Source organism: Mesorhizobium caraganae, from assembly GCF_016836705.1.
Taxonomy (GTDB): domain Bacteria; phylum Pseudomonadota; class Alphaproteobacteria; order Rhizobiales; family Rhizobiaceae; genus Mesorhizobium; species Mesorhizobium caraganae.
Genome location: NZ_JAFCGY010000005.1, coordinates 191,692 through 209,837 on the forward strand (window position 1 = coordinate 191,692; position 18,146 = coordinate 209,837).

Annotated in this window: 18 protein-coding genes; 6 read left to right on the forward strand and 12 right to left on the reverse strand. The window is 64.5% G+C overall.

The window, feature by feature from the left end; translation table 11 throughout:
- Positions 1 to 8: 8 nt before the first annotated feature.
- The gene (locus JQK88_RS14160; protein WP_203278617.1) at positions 9 to 1,334 is read left to right on the forward strand and encodes an aspartate aminotransferase family protein; all 1,326 of its coding nucleotides are present in this window, start codon (positions 9 to 11) and stop codon (positions 1,332 to 1,334) included.
- Positions 1,335 to 1,357: 23 nt separating this feature from the next.
- Here JQK88_RS14160 and coaBC read toward each other — a convergent pair whose 3' ends face one another.
- The 3 genes from coaBC to ubiE form a co-directional block, all read right to left on the reverse strand.
- Positions 1,358 to 2,830 (reverse strand): bifunctional phosphopantothenoylcysteine decarboxylase/phosphopantothenate--cysteine ligase CoaBC, encoded by a 1,473-nt coding sequence (gene coaBC / locus JQK88_RS14165; RefSeq protein ID WP_203278618.1) that lies wholly within the window; start codon positions 2,828 to 2,830, stop codon positions 1,358 to 1,360.
- An 80-nt stretch (positions 2,831 to 2,910) separates the two neighbouring features.
- A complete protein-coding gene (gene ubiB, locus JQK88_RS14170) occupies positions 2,911 to 4,485 on the reverse strand; it encodes a 2-polyprenylphenol 6-hydroxylase (RefSeq protein ID WP_203278619.1) in 1,575 nt (524 codons plus the stop codon).
- A 58-nt stretch (positions 4,486 to 4,543) separates the two neighbouring features.
- Positions 4,544 to 5,320: a bifunctional demethylmenaquinone methyltransferase/2-methoxy-6-polyprenyl-1,4-benzoquinol methylase UbiE gene (ubiE, locus tag JQK88_RS14175; RefSeq protein WP_203278620.1), complete on the reverse strand. Its 777-nt coding sequence runs from the start codon at positions 5,318 to 5,320 to the stop codon at positions 4,544 to 4,546.
- Between the two features lie 134 nt (positions 5,321 to 5,454).
- Here ubiE and JQK88_RS14180 point away from each other — a divergent pair, with 134 nt between their 5' ends.
- The 3 genes from JQK88_RS14180 (at position 5,455) to JQK88_RS14190 (ending at position 7,852) form a co-directional block, all read left to right on the forward strand.
- Entirely contained in the window at positions 5,455 to 6,429 is a 975-nt protein-coding gene (locus JQK88_RS14180; RefSeq protein ID WP_192259059.1) for an adenosine deaminase, read from the forward strand.
- Between the two features lie 100 nt (positions 6,430 to 6,529).
- A complete protein-coding gene (upp, locus tag JQK88_RS14185) occupies positions 6,530 to 7,159 on the forward strand; it encodes a uracil phosphoribosyltransferase (RefSeq protein ID WP_095084682.1) in 630 nt (209 codons plus the stop codon).
- Positions 7,160 to 7,288: 129 nt separating this feature from the next.
- The gene (locus JQK88_RS14190; RefSeq protein ID WP_203278621.1) at positions 7,289 to 7,852 is read left to right on the forward strand and encodes a TIGR02281 family clan AA aspartic protease; all 564 of its coding nucleotides are present in this window, start codon (positions 7,289 to 7,291) and stop codon (positions 7,850 to 7,852) included.
- A 297-nt stretch (positions 7,853 to 8,149) separates the two neighbouring features.
- On the opposite strand, the gene deoA is transcribed toward JQK88_RS14190, so the two are convergent.
- The 6 genes from deoA to JQK88_RS14220 form a co-directional block, all read right to left on the reverse strand.
- Positions 8,150 to 9,469, reverse strand: coding sequence for a thymidine phosphorylase (gene deoA / locus JQK88_RS14195; protein WP_203278622.1), 1,320 nt, complete (start codon positions 9,467 to 9,469; stop codon positions 8,150 to 8,152).
- Positions 9,469 to 10,290, reverse strand: coding sequence for a purine-nucleoside phosphorylase (locus tag JQK88_RS14200; RefSeq protein ID WP_203278623.1), 822 nt, complete (start codon positions 10,288 to 10,290; stop codon positions 9,469 to 9,471). The genes deoA and JQK88_RS14200 overlap by 1 nt, the downstream gene beginning before the upstream one ends.
- Before the next feature lie 10 nt (positions 10,291 to 10,300).
- Entirely contained in the window at positions 10,301 to 10,693 is a 393-nt protein-coding gene (cdd, locus tag JQK88_RS14205; protein ID WP_192259063.1) for a cytidine deaminase, read from the reverse strand.
- A gap of 114 nt (positions 10,694 to 10,807) precedes the next feature.
- A complete protein-coding gene (locus tag JQK88_RS14210; RefSeq protein WP_023671125.1) occupies positions 10,808 to 11,779 on the reverse strand; it encodes an ABC transporter permease in 972 nt (323 codons plus the stop codon).
- 1 nt (position 11,780) lies between these two features.
- Positions 11,781 to 12,920, reverse strand: coding sequence for an ABC transporter permease (locus JQK88_RS14215; RefSeq protein ID WP_112559200.1), 1,140 nt, complete (start codon positions 12,918 to 12,920; stop codon positions 11,781 to 11,783).
- The gene (locus JQK88_RS14220) at positions 12,917 to 14,449 is read right to left on the reverse strand and encodes an ABC transporter ATP-binding protein (protein WP_203278624.1); all 1,533 of its coding nucleotides are present in this window, start codon (positions 14,447 to 14,449) and stop codon (positions 12,917 to 12,919) included. The genes JQK88_RS14215 and JQK88_RS14220 overlap by 4 nt, the downstream gene beginning before the upstream one ends.
- 215 nt (positions 14,450 to 14,664) lie before the next feature.
- Between JQK88_RS14220 and JQK88_RS14225 the strand changes: the two genes are divergently transcribed.
- Both JQK88_RS14225 and JQK88_RS14230 read left to right on the forward strand, forming a co-directional pair.
- Positions 14,665 to 14,874, forward strand: a complete 210-nt coding sequence (locus JQK88_RS14225; RefSeq protein WP_192259064.1) for a SlyX family protein — start codon at positions 14,665 to 14,667, stop codon at positions 14,872 to 14,874.
- A gap of 13 nt (positions 14,875 to 14,887) precedes the next feature.
- The gene (locus JQK88_RS14230; protein WP_203278625.1) at positions 14,888 to 15,307 is read left to right on the forward strand and encodes a hypothetical protein; all 420 of its coding nucleotides are present in this window, start codon (positions 14,888 to 14,890) and stop codon (positions 15,305 to 15,307) included.
- A gap of 105 nt (positions 15,308 to 15,412) precedes the next feature.
- Here the strand turns inward: JQK88_RS14230 and JQK88_RS14235 are convergent, their stop codons facing one another.
- The 3 genes from JQK88_RS14235 to JQK88_RS14245 form a co-directional block, all read right to left on the reverse strand.
- Entirely contained in the window at positions 15,413 to 16,402 is a 990-nt protein-coding gene (locus tag JQK88_RS14235) for a BMP family lipoprotein (RefSeq protein WP_203278626.1), read from the reverse strand.
- Positions 16,403 to 16,633: 231 nt separating this feature from the next.
- The gene (locus JQK88_RS14240) at positions 16,634 to 16,957 is read right to left on the reverse strand and encodes a hypothetical protein (protein WP_203278627.1); all 324 of its coding nucleotides are present in this window, start codon (positions 16,955 to 16,957) and stop codon (positions 16,634 to 16,636) included.
- Between the two features lie 116 nt (positions 16,958 to 17,073).
- A complete protein-coding gene (locus JQK88_RS14245; RefSeq protein WP_246749828.1) occupies positions 17,074 to 17,817 on the reverse strand; it encodes a hypothetical protein in 744 nt (247 codons plus the stop codon).
- Positions 17,818 to 18,146: the final 329 nt, after the last annotated feature.

Sequence of the window (18,146 nt, forward strand, 5' to 3'; positions counted from 1 at the left end):
GCAGCGGCATGTCGAAAAACGCGGATCGCGAATTCTGGGCGGCGGCGCAGAAGCATTTGATACGCTATGGCGGCAGCTTCGAGCCCGCCATCATCGAGCGCGCTGTTGGCTCCTTCGTCTACGATGCGGACGACAGGCCGATCCTCGACTTCACCTCCGGTCAGATGAGCGCGCTGCTCGGCCATTCCCATCCCAGGATCGTGTCGACTGTGACCCGCCAGGTCGCGGAGGTAGCACACCTGTTCAGCGGCATGCTGTCGCGACCGGTGGTCGAGCTTGCCGAACGCCTTGCGGCACTGGCGCCAGGACTCGACCGGGTCATGCTGCTTTCGACGGGTGCGGAATCGAACGAAGCGGCGATCCGCATGGCCAAGCTGGTGACCGGCAAGCACGAGGTCGTCGCCTTCTCCAAGAGCTGGCACGGCATGACCGGGGCCGCGGCCTCGGCGACCTACAGCGCCGGCCGCAAGGGTTACGGACCGGCCACGCTCGGATCGCTGGTCATCCCCGCCCCTAACACCTTCCGGCCGCGATTCAGGAATGCCGACGGTTCGCTCGACTGGCGCACCGAACTCGACGACGCCTTCGACCTCGTCGACAGCCAGTCGACGGGAAGCCTGGCGGCGTTCGTCGCCGAGCCGATCCTGTCGAGCGGCGGCATATTGGAACTGCCACTAGGCTACCTCGCGGCGCTCAAGCAAAAATGCAGCGAGCGCGGCATGCTGCTTATCCTGGATGAGGCGCAGACCGGCATTGGCCGCACCGGCGACATGTTCGCTTTCCAGAGGGACGGCGTCACCCCAGATATTCTTACCCTGTCCAAGACCATCGGCGCCGGCCTGCCGCTGTCGGCCGTGATGACGACAGCCGACATCGAAGACGCCGCGCACGAGAAAGGCTTCCTGTTCTACACCACGCATGTCTCCGACCCGCTGCCGGCGGCCGTCGGCCTCGCCGTGCTCGATGTGGTGGAGGAAGAGCGGCTGGTCGACCGCGCCCGGCATATGGGCGGACGATTGTTCGACGGGCTGTCGCGCCTCAAGCAGCGCTATGAATGCGTCGGCGACGTGCGCGGGCGTGGCCTTCTGCTCGGCGTCGAGATCGTCAAGGACGGCAAGCAGCCCGATCATCAGCTCGGCGCCACGATCGCGGCGGAGGCGTTCCGGCGCGGTCTCAGCATGAACATCGTCAAGCTTCCCGGCATGGGCGGCGTCTTCCGCATCGCCCCGCCGCTGACCATCTCCGAGCAGGAACTGGATCTCGGCCTGCGGATCATCGCGGAGTCGATTAAAGCCGGGCTTGCAGCGAGCGCTCCCGGCGTCGCCGCCGAGTGAGTATCGGCGGCCGGAGCGGCCGCTCAGACCACGATGGTCTTCAGCCGTTCGGCGATCAGCGCCGCGAGCCGCGTCGCCACCTCGTCCTTGCCCATTTCCGGCCATTCCTCGACGCCGGATTTGGAGACAATGCGCACCTTGTTGCGATCGCCGCCCATGACGCCGGTGGGACCGACGCCGCTTTCGTGCGAAACGTCGTTGGCGACGATGAAATCGGCGCCCTTCTTCTTCAGCTTGGCCTCGGCATTGGCAATCAGGTCCTGCGTCTCGGCTGCGAAGCCGACGACCAGGCCCGGACGCTGCTTGTGATGACCAACGCCGGCAAGAATGTCGGGGTTTTCGACCATCTGCAGCGCCGGCGGCCCCTCACCTGCCACCTTCTTGATCTTCTCGCCAGCCGTACCGGCGGTACGCCAGTCGGCGACCGCCGCCACGAACACAGCGGCGTCCGCCGGCAGCAGCTGCTCGACCGCTGCTTTCATCTCGCTTGCTGTCTCGACATGCGTCGTCGCAACGCCGGCCGGGTCGGCGATGCTGACCGGGCCGGAGACCAGGCGCACGTCGGCGCCAAGCCTCGCCAGCGCTGCCGCAATGGCATGGCCCTGCTTGCCGGACGAGCGGTTGGCGATGTAGCGCACCGGGTCGATCGGCTCATGCGTCGGCCCCGAGGTGACGATGATCCGGCGGCCGGCGAGCGGCTTCGGCTTGCTGTCGAGCATCGCTTCGATCACTGCCACGATCTCCAGCGGCTCAGCCATGCGGCCCTCGCCGGCCTCGTTGCTTTCGGCCATCTCACCCTTGGCAGGCCCGACGAAGGCGATGCCGTCCTTGGCCAACGTCGCACGGTTGCGGCGCGTCGCGGCATGTGACCACATTTTCGGGTTCATCGCCGGCGCGAGCAAAACCTTCTTGTCGGTGGCGAGCAGCACGGTGGAGGCGAGGTCGTTGGCATGGCCGTTGGCGAGCTTGGCCATCAGGTCGGCGGTGGCCGGCGCCACCACCAAAAGGTCGGCCTCGCGCGACAGCCTGATATGGCCGACATCGTGCTCGTCATTGCGATCTAACAATTCGGTAAAGACATGGTCGGCCGAAAGCGCGCCGACCGAAAGCGTGGTGACGAACTCCTGCGCGGCCGATGTCATCACCACGCGCACCGCTGCACCGCGCTCGCGCAGCCGGCGGATCAGGTCGAGCGCCTTGTAGGCGGCAATGCCGCCGCCGATGATGAGCAGGATATGCTTGCCGGAGAGGCTGCCACGCAACATGACCTTGCTGGCCGCGGCGGCAGTCGGCGCTATCGGGCTGCGTGCGCTTGCCAGTTCGCGCAGCGTCTCTTCGATCCGATCGATGCGGCCGGAGGGGCCAAGCTGTCCCTCGACCGCGGCGCGGATCATCACCCGCGCCTGCTCTTCCATTGAGCGATCGTTCTCCGCCGCAAGCCGGCGCAGCAGATCCTTGACCTCGTCGTCAAGGTTGCGAATGGTGATGCTGGCCATATGATTGCACCCTGCTCGAAATCGCCGGATGCAACGATAGCAATGCAATCATTTTGAGACAAGCCGTTCCCGGCAGACGGCTAGAGCAGCTTCCAGGCAATATAGACCAGCGTCAGCGCGATCACCCACAGCGCCAGCCGGCCTGAGCGGGTGTAGCGGGCTTCGGCCTTGCCGATGGCGCGCGATGTCGCCTCGTCGAAACGCAGCCCGTGCTCGGCCATCAAATCGATCTCCCGCGACAGCCGCTCGGTGCGGGCGGCGAGGTCGGGTGCTTGGCGCGCCAGCGCCAGCAGCGCCTTGGCGCTGTCGCGCGCATCCATCAAAAGTCCGCTCGGGCCAAGATTGCCGGCGATCCACTGGCCGACCACCGGCTCGGACGTCTTCCACATGTTGAAGGCCGGATCGAGCGTGCGCGCCACACCTTCGACCACCACCATGGTCTTCTGCAGCAGGATCAGTTCCGGCCGCGTCGCCATGTCGAACAGCTCGGTGACCTCGAACAGCAGCGTCAGAAGCTTGGCCATCGAGATGGTCTCGGCCGGCTGGCCATGGATCGGCTCGCCAATGGCGCGGATCGCCTGGGCGAAGGCCGCGACATTGTGCTGGCGCGGCACATAGCCGGCCTCGAAATGGACTTCGGCCACGCGCAGATAGTCGCGGGTGATGAAGCCGTAGAGGATTTCGGCGAGGAAGCGGCGCTCCTTCTTGCCGAGTCGCCCGGCAATGCCGAGATCGACGGCGACGATATCGCCGTTCGCCTCGACGAACAGATTGCCCGGATGCATGTCGGCATGGAAGAAGCCGTCGCGCAACGTGTGGCGCAGGAACGACTGGATCAGGTTGGTGGCGATCGCCTTGAGATCGTGACCGACCGCCACGAGACCAGCCACGTCGTTCATTTTGACGCCGTCGACCCACTCCATGGTCAGCACGTCGCGGCCGGTGCGTTCCCAGTCGACCGACGGCACGCGAAAACCGGGATCATCCTTGGTGTTTTCGCCGAGCTCGGAAAGCGCGGCCGCCTCGAGCCGAAGATCCATCTCGACCTTGGTGGTCTGCGCCAGCGTCTCGGTCACCTCGACCGGCCGCAGCCGGCGCGATGACGGGATGTATTTCTCCTGCAGGCGGGCGGCGAGGAAATAGCTTTCGAGATCCTGGAAGAAGCGGCGCCGCACGCCCGGCCGGATCACTTTCACCGCCACCTTGGTATCAACGCCATCATGGATGGCTTGCGCAGGATGAACCTGGGCGATGGAGGCCGCCGCGACGGGATCGCCGAACTCGGTATAGAGCTCGCCGATCTTGCGCCCGAGCGAGCCCTCGATAGCCGCCACAGCTTCCGCCTGCGGGAAGGTGTGCATCTTGTCCTGCAGCATGGCGAGGTCGAGCGCCATGTCGTTGCCGACGACATCGGGCCGCGTCGCCAGGAACTGGCCTAGCTTGACGTAAGAGGGCCCAAGCCGGACCACCGCCTTGGCCAGCCGGTCGCTGCGCTCATAGGCAAGCGCGCGACGGCGGGTAAACAGCCGCGCCATGCCCCAGCCGAATTTCGGCAGGCCGCTGAGCTCGTCGCCCGGAAGTGCTGCGATCACGCCCTCGCGGACCAGCACCCAGCCGGCCCGTGCGAGCCGAAAGGCGGCGCCGACGCTGCTCATGCCCAAACCTGCTGCAAATTGACCTGCTGCAAATTGGCCCGCTGCAAACTGTCCTGCCTCAAAGCTTCCAGCCCGAATGCAGCGCGGCAATTCCGCCGGAATAGTTGCGGAACGATACCCGCTCGAAGCCGGCCCGGGTGATCATCGAAGCAAAGTTCTGCTGGTTGGGAAATTTGCGGATCGATTCGACCAGATAGGAATAGGGCTCGCCGTCGCCGGTCACCATCTTGCCGATCTGCGGAATGGCGTTGAACGACCAGGCTTCGTAGACCTTGTCGAGCAGCGGCATCTCGACCTCGGAAAATTCCAGGCACAGGAACCGCCCGCCGGGCTTCAGCACGCGGAATGCCTCGCTGAGCGCGACATCGATGCGCGGCACGTTGCGGATGCCGAAAGCGATGGTGTAGGCGTCGAAGGTAGCGTCTGCAAAAGGCAGTTCTTCGGCATTGGCCTCGACGAAATCGGTGCTTCCGGAGAGCCCCTTCTTCTCGGCCCGGTCGCGGCCGACGCTGAGCATCGAGCCATTGATGTCGAGCACCGTGGCATGCGCATTGCCTTGGCTGGCGTCGACGATGCGTAAGGCGATGTCGCCGGTGCCGCCGGCCACGTCGAGCACTTTCCAGCCCGGACGTTTCGGCGGATTGAGCCATGTCACCATGGCGTCCTTCCACAGCCGGTGCAGTCCGGCCGACATCAGGTCGTTCATCAGGTCGTAGCGGTTCGCCACCTTGTGGAAAACCTCGTTGACCAGAGGCTGCTTGTCGCCTGGTCCTACGCTCTTGAAACCATAGGAGGTTTCCATGCCGCCCGCGGCCGTGGTTCTCTCAACTGACATTATTTTGATCCGTCATAAAACCGGCGGGACCATAGCCGATCGATGGTGCGGGCGCTATTGTTTAAGGCGCGGTGTTCAGCCGCGCTTCCAGGTGGCGGGTTTTCAAGACCTGGACTGACCGACGGGATATTTGAATGCCTTTGAAAGCAGAACTGCACTGCCATATTGAAGGGGCGGCGCCGCCCGAGCTCGTCATTCGCCAGGCGCAGAAATACGGCAAGGACACCTCGCCCTATATCCAGAACGGTTCCTTCGTCTGGCACGATTTCAGCTCCTTCCTCGCGGCTTACGATTTTTCCTCCGATTTGTTCCGCACCGAGGAGGATTATGCGCGCCTCGCCGACCATTATCTGACCAGCCTTGCCCGCGACGGCGCCATCTATTCTGAAGTCTTCACCTCGCCCGACCATGCCGTCAGGGCCGGCCTGTCACCCAAGACCTACACCGACGCGCTCGGCGAAGGCATGCTGCGCGCCAAAGCCAAGACCGGCATTGAGGGCCGCATGATCGTCACCGGCGTGCGTCATGTCGGCGTCGAATCGATCGAGCAGGCGGCGCGCTTCGCCGCGCGCTGCGGCAACCCGTTGGTCACCGGCTTCGGCGTCGCCGGCGACGAGCGGATAGGCGAGATGGAGGATTATGTCAGGGCTTTCGAGATCGCCCGCGAAGCCGGCCTCGGCATCACCATCCACGCCGGCGAACTGACCGGATGGGAGACGGTGCAGGCAGCCCTCGACCACATCCGCCCCTCGCGCATTGGCCATGGCGTGCGCGCCATCGAGAACCCCGACCTGGTACGGCGCATCGCCGACGAGGGCATCGTGCTCGAATGCTGCCCCGGCTCCAACATCGCGCTCAAGGTCTACGAGACTTTCGCCGACCATCCCTTCACCGCCCTGCAGGCAGCCGGCTGCAAGGTGACGCTGAACTCCGACGACCCGCCCTATTTCTGGACCTCGCTGAAACGCGAATACGACATCGCCGCCGAACATTTCGCCATGACCGAAAAAGCACTGGCCGCCGTAACCCGCACGGCGATCGAAGCCGCTTTCGTCGACAGGAAGACCAAGACGGCGCTTCTTGCGCGGCTGAACGCCGTCGCGCGCTGATTTCCCGCGACAAAGCTGTGGCCGGCGCCGCCAGGCGGTTCCTTGGCCGGCGCATTGTCGCTAGGGTTGTTGCAAGCAGCGAAAATTTCAGGAGTAACCCATGCAGGGCGTCACCGTCGTCGACCACCCGCTTGTCCAGCACAAGCTGACCATCATGCGCAAGAAGGAGACGTCGACAGCCGGCTTCCGGCGGCTGCTGCGCGAGATCTCGCTGCTGCTCGGCTACGAGGTCACCCGCAACCTCGAACTGACGACGACCACCATCGAGACGCCGATCGAGACCATGGAGGCGCCGACGCTGGAGGGCAAGAAGCTGGTCTTCGCCTCGGTGCTGCGCGCCGGCAACGGCTTGCTCGAAGGCCTGCTCGACCTGGTGCCGGCGGCGCGTGTCGCCCATATCGGCCTCTACCGCGACCACGAGACGCTGGAGGCGGTGGAGTATTTCTTCAAGGCCCCGAGCGATCTCGCCGACCGGCTGGTGATCGTCGTCGACCCGATGCTGGCGACCGCCAATTCGGCGATCGCTGCCATCGACAAGCTGAAAGGCCGCGGCGCCACCAACATCCGCTTCCTTTGCCTTTTGGCTGCACCCGAAGGCATCGAGCGCTTCACCAAGGCGCATCCGGATGTTCCGGTGTTCACCGCCTCAATCGACCGCCAGCTCAACGAGAAGGGCTACATTATGCCCGGCCTCGGCGATGCCGGCGACCGCATGTACGGGACCAAATGACGGCGGCTGGCAAAGCCAGCTGACATTCCACCGTTTACCGCCCGTTTACGCAAAGCGGCGGTTTCGGGTCGGCGTTAAAGCGGCAAACACCATGTGCGGACAAGAATGGGCCTTCACGAAGGTCCATTCATGCTGCGCAAGCTTCTCATTTTGGGCGTTTTCGCCGAAACATCGGCGTCGATCCCGATCGTCTACCAGTCGAACCCGCAAATGCTCGATGGCCTGCTGAAGTCGACCGTCGCCAGCAAGCCGGCGGCGCAACCGCAGCCCGAGTTGAACCTCGCCTCGGTTCCCGACAAACCGGCGACACCGTTGCCCACCGGCCGCAAGGTGCTGGTGGCGGCTGACGAGCGCGGCCATTTCACCTCCGCCTTCAAGCTCAACGGCCGCCAGGTCGACGGCATGATCGACACCGGCGCCACACTGGTCGCCATCAACACCTCGACGGCGCGCCGCATCGGCATCTCGCTCAACCCGTCGGATTTCAGCCATCAAGTCAACACAGCCAACGGCGCGATCAGGGCAGCCGTGGTCAACATCGACCGCCTGCAGATCGGCAAGATCAGCGTCGACAACATCCAGGCGGTGGTGCTCGACGACAGGGCGCTGCACACCAACCTGATCGGCATGAGCTTTTTGCAGCGGCTGGCAAAATACCAGGTCGAAAACGGCACCTTGCTGCTCGTGCAGTAGGCTGCCACGGGTTCGGGTAACAAATGCACGTCGCGTCGAACCGAGTTCAGTTCAATCAGACGCAGCGCCGCCCCTCATTGTCCTGCCGGACATTTCTCCCCGTATAGTGACGGGGAGAAAAAAGCCGTCACCTAAAGATTTCGCCAATCGCCAGCAGTGCAAGAGAGCCGCCAGGGTCGCGGACAGTTCCCTTCTCCCCGTCACTATACGGGAAGAAGGTGCCGGCAGGCGGATGAGGGGCGGCGCGAACCGACGATGTTGAATGAACCCCTAACGATCGTTTCAATCCGACTCGCTTTAACCGCGCGCCAGCACCCGGCGAATGACGGTCTTGTCGGCGGCCGGCTTGGAAGCCCCGATCGTGTAGGCCGAAAGCACAGCGGCCGCGGCGGCCGCGGCTTCGGCATCCGTGCGGGCATGGACCAGCGCCAGCGCATCGCCGGATCGCACCTCGGCGCCGATCGGCAGCAGCCTGGTGATGCCGACCGCATGATCGATCCGGTCGTCCGGCCGCGTCCGCCCGCCGCCGAGCCCGACCACGGCAAGGCCGATGTCGCGGGTGGCAATCCCCGTGACAAAGCCGTTTTCGGTTACCTTGACCGCAAACTCCACTGCGGCCTTCGGCAGATATTTTTCCGGCTTCTCGACGAAATCGGCGGGGCCGCCAAGGGCGGCCACCATGCGCGCGAAAATGGCCGCCGCGCGGCCGCCGGCCAGCGTTTCGGCGGCGCGCCTGAGACCATCTTGCTGGGATGACACCAGTCCCGTCGACTGCAGCATCTCTGCGGCCAGCGCCAGCGTCACATCCTCCAGCCGCTTGTCGCGGAACCGCCCGGTAAGGAAGTCGACGGCGTTGCGCACCTCGACCGCATTGCCGGCCGCCGACGCGAGCGGCTCGTTCATGCCGGTGACCAGCGCCGAGGCCTTCAGGCCGGCGCCGTTGGCGACCTCGACCAGGCTGTTGGCCAGTGCGGTCGCATCGCGCGACTTCTCCATGAAGGCGCCGTTACCGACCTTGACGTCGAGCACCAGCGATTGCAGGCCGGCCGCCAGCTTCTTCGACAGGATCGAGGCGGTGATCAGCGGCACCGATTCCACCGTCCCCGTCACATCGCGGATCGCGTAGAGCCGGCGGTCGGCGGGCACGAGATCAGCGGTCTGGCCGATGATGGCGCAGCCGGTCTCGAGCACCGTCTTGCGGAAGCGCCCCACATCCGGCTGGCTGATATAGCCGGGGATGGCGTCCATCTTGTCCAGCGTACCGCCGGTGTGGCCGAGGCCGCGGCCTGAGATCATCGGCACATAGGCGCCGCAGGCGGCGACGATCGGCGCCAGCATCAGCGAGACATTGTCACCGACGCCGCCGGTCGAATGCTTGTCGGTGACCGGACCCGGCAGGTCCGACCAGTCGAGCACGTCGCCGGAATCGCGCATCGACAATGTCAACGCCACCGCTTCGTCGCGACTCATGCCGTTGAAGAACACCGCCATGGCAAAGGCGCCGACCTGGCCGTCCGACACACTGCCCGAGGTCACGCCGGCAACGAAGGCCGCTATCTCCTGCGCCGATAGTTTCTGGCCGTCGCGCTTGCGGCGGATGATTTCCTGCGGAAGCATCAGGCGCCGTCGCCCTTCGGCTCCGGCAGACCGTCCTGGAACACATGCGCGAGGATCGTCGCCAGCCGCGCGCCGCCGATCGGCGCCATGTCCTTGGTTTCCTGGTGCGACAGCTCCGCCCCGGTCATCCCGGCGGCGAGGTTGGTGATCACCGAACAGGCGGCAACGCGCAGGCCGAGGAAGCGGGCGAGGATGACCTCCGGCACGGTCGACATGCCCACCGCATTGGCGCCCATGATACGGGCCATGCGGATTTCGGCCGGCGTCTCGAAGCAGGGGCCGGAAAACCACATATAGACGCCTTGATGCAGCCGGGTCCCGGTGGCCTTGGCGGCGCGTTCGATCGCCGCACGCAGGCCGACGTCATAGGCCTCGGTCAGGCCGACGAAGCGGCGGTCGCTCGGCTCGCCGATCAGCGGGTTGGAACCGGAGAAATTGATATGGTCGGTGATCAGCATCACCGATCCTGGCGGCATATCGGGATCGACCGAACCGGCGGCGTTGGTCAGGATCAGCTTGGTGATGCCGATGCCGGCGAGCACCTCCAGCGCCGGCCGCATCGCCGCGGCAACGCCGTGCTCGTAATAGTGGGCGCGGCCCGACAGCATCAGCACCGGCGTGCCGGCAAACAGCCCCGCCACCACCTCGCCGGCATGGCCGGTAACGCCGCTGCGGGGGAAACCCGGCAGGTCGGCATAGGAAACGCGCACGGCATTCTCGACCTGGTCGACAAGCCCGCCAAGGCCCGACCCCAGCACCATGGCGGTGGTAGGCGCCAGCCCGTCCAGCCTTTCGACGAGGTGGTCCAGAGCTTCCTTCATGTCAGCACTCTCATTTCAAAATGTCACCGCGAAATCCGTAGGGCAGCATCTCCCCCATGGTCACGGTCTCGACCACGCCGCCATTGTCGCAGAGGTAGAGTTTCGTGTCCGGCCGGCAGAATTCCGCCAGCCTCTGCCGGCAGCCGCCGCAGGGCGAGCACTTCGCCATGCGCGAGGCAATGACGGCGATCTCCACGATCTTGCCGCCGCCGCCCATGATGTAATGGCCGAGCGCGGTTGTCTCGGCGCACCAGCCTTCCGGATAGGATGCCACCTCGATGTTGGCGCCGGTGAAGACACGGCCGTCCTCGGTGCGCAACGCCGCACCCACCGGAAATTTCGAATAGGGCGCGTAGGCCTTGGCCATGGCCTCTTGCGCGGCTTCGAACAGATCATGCGACATTCAGGTGTTCTCTCCGACGATCATGGTCAAAACCCGGCGCTTTGCGTTTTCCTCGCGCCTTTCAAGCACCGAGCCGCGTGTTCGGCTCAGCCCTCCCAGACTAGCCTGCCCGGATCAACGTTCCTTGACATAGGGCACGCCGCCGGCGCGTGGCGGGATCGCCTTGCCGATGAAGCCGGCCAGCAGGATCACGGTCAGCACATAGGGCAGCGCCTGCATGAACTGGACCGGCACCTTGCCGATGAGCGGCAGCGGCGAGCCCTGCAGGCGGATCGCCGCCGCGTCGAGGAAGCCGAACAGAAGGCAGGCGAACATGGCGTTGACCGGCCGCCATTTGGCAAAGATCAGCGCCGCCAGCGCGATATAGCCCTTGCCCGCGGTCATATCCTTCACGAAGCCGCCATTCTGCACCATCGACAGATAGGCGCCGGCAATGCCGGTGAGGATACCGGTGCAGATCAGCGCCCGGTAGCGCAGCCAGGCGACCGAGATGCCGGCGGTGTCGACGGCGGCCGGGTTCTCGCCGACCGCGCGCAGCCTGAGGCCGAAGCGGGTACGAAACAGCACCCACCAGGTGAACGGCACCATGGCGAAAGCGAGATAGACCAGGATCGAGTGCCCGGACAGAAGCTCGGAATAGATCGGTCCGATGATCGGCACGTCGTGGATGGCGGCCGCGCCAGGCAGAGTGATGGCCTCGAAGCGCTCGCCCGGCTGCAGCGCCGGCGTTCGCCCGCCCTGCTGGAACCAGGCCTGGCCCAGAATGATGGTCGACCCGGCGGCGACGAAGTTGATTGCCACACCGGAGACGATCTGATTGCCGCGGTGGGTGATCGAGGCGAAGCCGTGCACCAGGGCGAAGGCGACCGACATGACGATCGCCATGCCGAGACCGAGGAAGGCCGAATGGAAGACCGAAGCTGCGGCCGCACCGGCGAAGGCGCCGACCAGCATCTTGCCTTCCAGCCCGATGTCGAAAACGCCTGCGCGTTCCGAATAGAGGCCGGCGAGGCAGGCGAGCAGCAGCGGCACCGACAAGCGTATGGTCGAGTCGAGTATCTGCACGATGGCGATGAACACATCCATCTCAGGCGCCCTTCCCTTTGACCGCTTCAATGCCGACTGACCTTGGACTGAACGAGGCGAACAGCGCCTGGACATAGGGCCGGAACATGTGCTCCAGCGCACCGGCAAACAGGATGACGAGACCCTGGATGATGACGATCATGTCGCGGGAAATCGCCGGCATTTCGAAGGCGAGTTCGGCGCCACCCTGATAGAGCATGCCGAACAGGATCGCCGCCAGCACGATGCCGACCGGATGCAGGCGGCCCATCAGCGCCACGGCGATGCCGACGAAACCGGCGCCGGAGACGAAATCGATCGCCACATTGTGCTGGTCGCCCATCACCGGGTTCAGCGTCATCATGCCGGCCAACGCGCCCGAGATCATCATCGCGATGAGGATGATGCGCGTCTCCGAAATGCCGGCATAGCGCGCCGCCTTCGGGCTGTGGCCATAGGTGCGCATCTCGTAACCGAGCTTGGTGCGCCAGATCAGCAGCCAGACCAGGAAGGCCATCACCAGCGCCAGCAGGAAGCAGATGTTGAAGGGCGCCGAGCGGATCTTGGCGCCGAACAGTTCGATGATCCAGTTGAGCTTGGGCAGTTCTGCGCCGGCGAGGAAGTTGCGTGTCTGCGGCGCCTGCGAGGCAGCCGGCTTCAACGGCCCGACCAGGAGATAGACCATGATCGAGGCAGCGATGAAATTGAACATGATGGTGGTGATGACGATGTGCGAACCGCGCTTGGCCTGCAGATAGGCCGGGATCAGCGCCCACAGCGCGCCGACCGCGGCCCCGGCGGCGATCGCCAACGGGAAGGTCAGCCACCACGGCAACACACTGTCGAAGGCGAGACAGACCACGCCGACGCCGAGGCCGGCAATATAGGCCTGGCCCTCGGTGCCGATGTTGAACAGGCCGCAATGCGCGGCCACCGCCACCGACAGGCCGGTGAAGATGAAGGTGGTGGCGTAAAACAGCGTGAAGGCTATGCCGGTTCCCTTGCCGAAGGCGCCTTCGACCAGGATGACAGCGGCGCGGAACGGGTTCTCGCCGACCAGCATGACGACGAAACCGGCAACGATGAAGGCCACCGACAGATTGATCAGCGGGATCAGCCCATAATCGGCCCAGGCGGGCAATTTGGCATAAGGCGTGCTCATTCTGCAGCCTCCTGGCGCTCGACACCCGCCATCAAGAGGCCAAGCTCGCCCTCGGTCGCCTCGGGCCCGCGTTCGCCGACGATGCGGCCGGCAAACATCACCAGGATGCGGTCGGACAGCGAACGGATCTCGTCGAGTTCCACCGACACCACCAGCACTGCCTTGCCCTGGTCGCGCATGGCGATCAGCCGCTTGTGGATGAATTCGATGGCGCCGACATCGACCCCGCGCGTCGGCTGGCCGACGATGAGAACACCCGGGTCTTGTTCCATTTCCCGCGCCAGCACGATCTTCTGCTGGTTGCCGCCGGAGAAATTCGCCGTCTTCAGGCGTGGGTTGCCGGGACGAATGTCGTATTTCTCGATCTTGTCCTTGGCGTCGGCCATGATCGCATCGATGTTGAGGAACGGCCCTTTGAGATAGCGCGGGTCGTCATGATAGCCGAGGATCGAATTCTCGTTCTCCTCGAAGGCCAGCACCAGCCCAACATGATGGCGGTCTTCCGGCACATGAGCGAGGCCGCGGTCGCGCAGCTCGCCGGGATCGGCTGCCCCGGTCAGATCGATCGGCTTGCCGTCGAGCATGACCGAGCCGGAAACGGCGCGCCTGATGCCGGAAATCGCCTCCAGCAGTTCGGACTGGCCGTTGCCGGCGACACCGGCAATGCCGACAATCTCGCCGGCTTTGATATCGAAGGAGATGTCGTCGACCATGGTGACGTCGCGGGAATCCTTCACCGTCAGGTTCTTGACCGCGAGCTTGACGGCGCCGGCTTCCGCTTCGCCCTTTTCGACCCGCAGCAGCACGCGCCGCCCGACCATCAGTTCGGCCAGTTCGCCCACCGTCGTCTTGGCTGTTTCGCGCGTCGCCACCATCGTGCCCTGGCGCATGACCGAGACATTGTCGGTGATGGCCATGATCTCGCGCAGCTTGTGGGTGATCAGCACCACCGTCTTTCCCTGTTCCTTCAATTGCTTGAGGATGCGAAAGAGGTGGTCGGCCTCGGCCGGCGTCAAGACGCCCGTCGGCTCGTCGAGGATCAGGATTTCGGCGCCTCGATAAAGCGCCTTGAGGATTTCGACGCGCTGCTGCAGGCCGACCGGCAGTTCCTCGATGATGGCATCGGGATCGACTTCCAGCCCGTATTCGCGCTCGAGGCGCTCCAGTTCGGAGCGCGCCTTGGCGATGCTCTTTTTCAACAGCGCATCGCTTTCGGCGCCGAGGATGATGTTTTCCAGCACCGTGAAATTGTCGACCAGCATGAAGTGCTGGTGCACCATGCCGATGCCGAGCGCGATGGCGTCATTGGAGGTCTTGATCGACGCCGGCTTGCCGCCGACGCGGATTTCGCCGCTGTCGGCCTGGTAGAAGCCGTAGAGGATCGACATCAGCGTCGACTTGCCGGCGCCGTTCTCGCCGACAATGCCGTGGATGGTGCCGCGCGCGATCTCCAGATTGATGTCGCGATTGGCGCGCACGGCGCCAAAACTCTTGTTGATGCCGATCAGTTCGATTGCGGCTTGCGCCATGCAGCCTGTCCCACTCTTATTTTTTTATCGCTTGGTCAAAACGCCTAGCATGATGCCCCGTCTGTGCCAATTGGCGGCGCAGCGACCACTCTCGACAAATCCCGGTACGATTGTCAATTTCGAACGTGGCCGGAGACCTTCACATTCACTAATATACAAGGCTCAATAGTCGCATCACTTTGTAACTGCGTGCACCGAGACCTGGGGAATTTCGAATGACAATGCCTGCCGACCGGCTGACGACGCTGGAAATCCGCACCACCGAGCAGGAAAAGACCATTGAAGAACTGTCCGGCCAAATCGCCGAGCAGTGGCAGGTGATCGAGCGCATGCAGCGCAAGCTCGATGCCCTGACCGAGCGCTTCATGGCGCTTGAGGAACAGTCGGCGCCGGATGTGCCGATAACCAAACCACCGCACTGGTAGCAAGGAGAAGCCGATGGCCAGTGAGAGCGATCCCGTTGCGCGTGCCGGCGACTATGTGCTTGGCCTGATGAACGACCGCGACCGGGAACGCGCCGAGCGCGACCTGGAGATCGATCCCGCCTTCCGCGACACGGTGATGCGGCTGGCCGAGCGTATGCATGTCTTCGACCGCACGGGGCCGCCGTCGGGTGGCAGCGACCGCTGGCGGCTGATCTCGCAACGCATCGCCGAAATGCCGCAAATGCGTGTGGTCGGCCACGACGAGGTTAAGCCGGCGCCGGTGATCAGCAAGCTGGAGCGCCGCCCGTATGGCGTGGGTGTGCATTCGCTCGGCGGCCGGCGCGGCGCCGTCATCGCCATCGCGCTGATCGTGGTGTTTGCGCTGGGTTATCTCTTGGGCTTGTTGTCGGCAGGAAGTGCGCTTCTGCCTTGAACGGCGGAGCAAGTCGCATAAGGCGCTACCCTACGCGATCAGCCCTGCCCCAAAACAAAACCGCCGGGCTTTCACCCGGCGGTTCCGAACCTTAGTCCTTGCCTATCAATACGGGCAGGCGTTGTCGGCGGTGTAGTCATGCACCTCGATCTTGCCGGCGATGATGTCGGCCTTGGCCTTTTCGACCGCCGCCTTCATCTCGTCGGTGACCAGCGCCTTGTTGTTGTCGTCCATGGCGTAGTCGACGCCGCCTTCCTTGAGGCCGAGGTTTTGCAGGCCGCCTTTGAAGGTGCCGTTCTTGCCGTCCATGAAGGCGGTGTAGACAGCCACGTCGACGCGCTTCAGCATCGAGGTCAGCACCTTGCCGGGCTGCAGGCCGTTCTGGTTGGAATCGACGCCGATGCCGAGCTTGCCGGCATCCGCCGCCGCCTGCAGCACGCCGACGCCGGTGCCGCCGGCCGCGGCATAGACCACGTCGGAGCCCTGGTCGATCTGCGTCTTGGCGATCTCGCCGCCCTTGGCCGGATCGTTCCACGCCGCCGGCGTGTCACCGGTCATGTTCTGGATGACGTCGGTAGCACCGGCTGACTTGGCGCCGCCGACATAGCCGCATTCGAACTTGCGGATCAGCGGAATGTCCATGCCGCCGATGAAGGAGACCTTCTTCGTCTTCGAGGCCATCGCCGCCAAGATGCCGACGAGATAGGAGCCTTCGTTCTCCTTGAAGACAAGCGAGCGGACATTGGGCAGGTCGACGGCATCGTCGATGATGGCGAAGTTAAGGTCCGGATATTCCTTCGCGACCACCTTCAGCGCATCCTCCCAGGCAAAGCCTGCCATGACGATCGGATTGCGGCCGTCCTCGGCGAAGCGGCGCAGCGCCTGCTCGCGCTGTGAGGCGTTGGACACTTCGAACTCGACATAGGCGGTGCCGGTTTCCGTCTTGAACTTTTCGGCGCCGTGATAGGCAGCCTCATTGAAGGATTTGTCGAACTTGCCGCCGAGATCGTAGAGGATGGCCGGCTGGACATCCGCGGCGAAAGCCGGAAGAACCATTGCGGTTGCGGCCAGGAGGCCGAGAACGATACGTTTCATGTGATCCACACCCTGTCGGTTATTTTTTCCGTTACGCGCCGCCGACCTGCCCGGTTCTCCGGCAGGCATTCGACATCAGCCAGGAGCGTACTCCCCTCCCGCTCCAGGCAATCTGGCACGGCCCGAAACAAAATTCACGCGGAATTTTGACCTTTTGGAAAAGCATGCCCAAGGCGGTGACAACCGTGGACGGTTGCCGCCTTGTCGTCGCCTGCCCACCGGGAAAACCTGTCAGCCCGGGGCGAATTCTCCGCCTCGCCGCCGGCGCCGGTAGCCGATCGCGTGGAGGAGGAAGGCAAGCACCGCGAACACGGCAAAGCCGGGCTGGGCAAGCACCCAGGCGATGCCGGCATCCCATACTATCGGGCTAGCCTTGGCGCGCACGAAGGTCTCGAAAGCCGCGCGGGTGTCGGGCGACACCGCCAGCCAGCTCGAATTGAGCGGCGTCATGACCAGCGCGGAGGCCGCCACCGAGCGCGTCGCGTCGAGCACCGCCATGATGACGGCAACCGAAAGTGCGACCATAGCCGCAAGGCGAAACAGAAAACGCAACATCGAAATCTTCCTCCGGTCCTCAAGCTCCTCCCGAGGACCTTCCGGTCAAGACGAGGAATAGAATGCGTAGGCCCGGCGCGCAATCGGCCTACGCGAATTTGAAGCCCCCCGTCTGCCTATATCGCCGCCTTTCGGCTGCGCCGATGAACAAGCCAGACGCCGAGGATACCGCCGGCAATCGCGCCGACCACCAGCCCGGCAAGGCCGATGAACACGGCAAAATAGCCGCAGCCGCCCTCGAAACAGCTGATGTCGGTGACTTCGGCGATGGCAGCACCCAGCCCGAAGCCGGCAACGGCGCCGACGACCGCGCCGAGGATGATGCCGAGCAGGGCTGCGGCAATCGAGGCGAAGACTGACGGCGCTTGCGCTTGCCGCGCGGTATAGGCAGCCGCAGGTCCGGCATCGCGGCGCAGCAGGTAGATGCAGAACAGGCCGATGCCGATTTCGGCTGCGGTGATGGCCAGACTTCTGGCGGAGAAGACGAATTCGGGCACGGCCAGCACATAGGCCTGCCTTGCCAGCAGAAAGACGATGATGGCGATCTGCCAGAAGGTGAAATGGCGCGGGAAGTGTGCCGAACGGCCGAAGGCGAGGCCGAGCAGATAAAGCCCCCACAGGATAGTGATGATGTCGAAGGCCAGCGCGCCAAGGACGAAATAGAAGACCGTGTCCGGCAGACCGGAACTGCCGACCAGCCACCAGGCCGAGACCAGCCCATAGATGACGAAGAGGAGCCAGACCACCGGGATGAAGGACAGGTCGGAACGCCCGGGCGGCGGCAGCCCGCCCGGCACGCCACTGCCTTGCACGCCTCCGGCCACGGTCCCGCTGGCCGGCTGTTCATTGCTCGATGTCATGTCCCGACGTTGCCCCCGCAAAGCCTCCGCCTCACTCGACAGGTGGCCGGGGGCGAAGTCAAGCACGGCCGGCCCTGCCGCCTTGCCTGTGCACACCATTCGGATACCGAAGCGCCGCTGAGGCGGAGGCATTGGTGCCCCACGAAACGATGCATGGCCGGCAAAGCGAATAGACTGCCGTTATGGCTTGGCATTCGGCGCCGGATCGACTAGATGAGCCCCGCGCCTGTTTGATTGACGGGCGCCGGGAAGGGCATCCGCTGGTTGGCGGCGCCCGTGACGCGGGTCTCCCCCGCACTTCCCAAAGGGATGCATCTCCCCAACCCGCG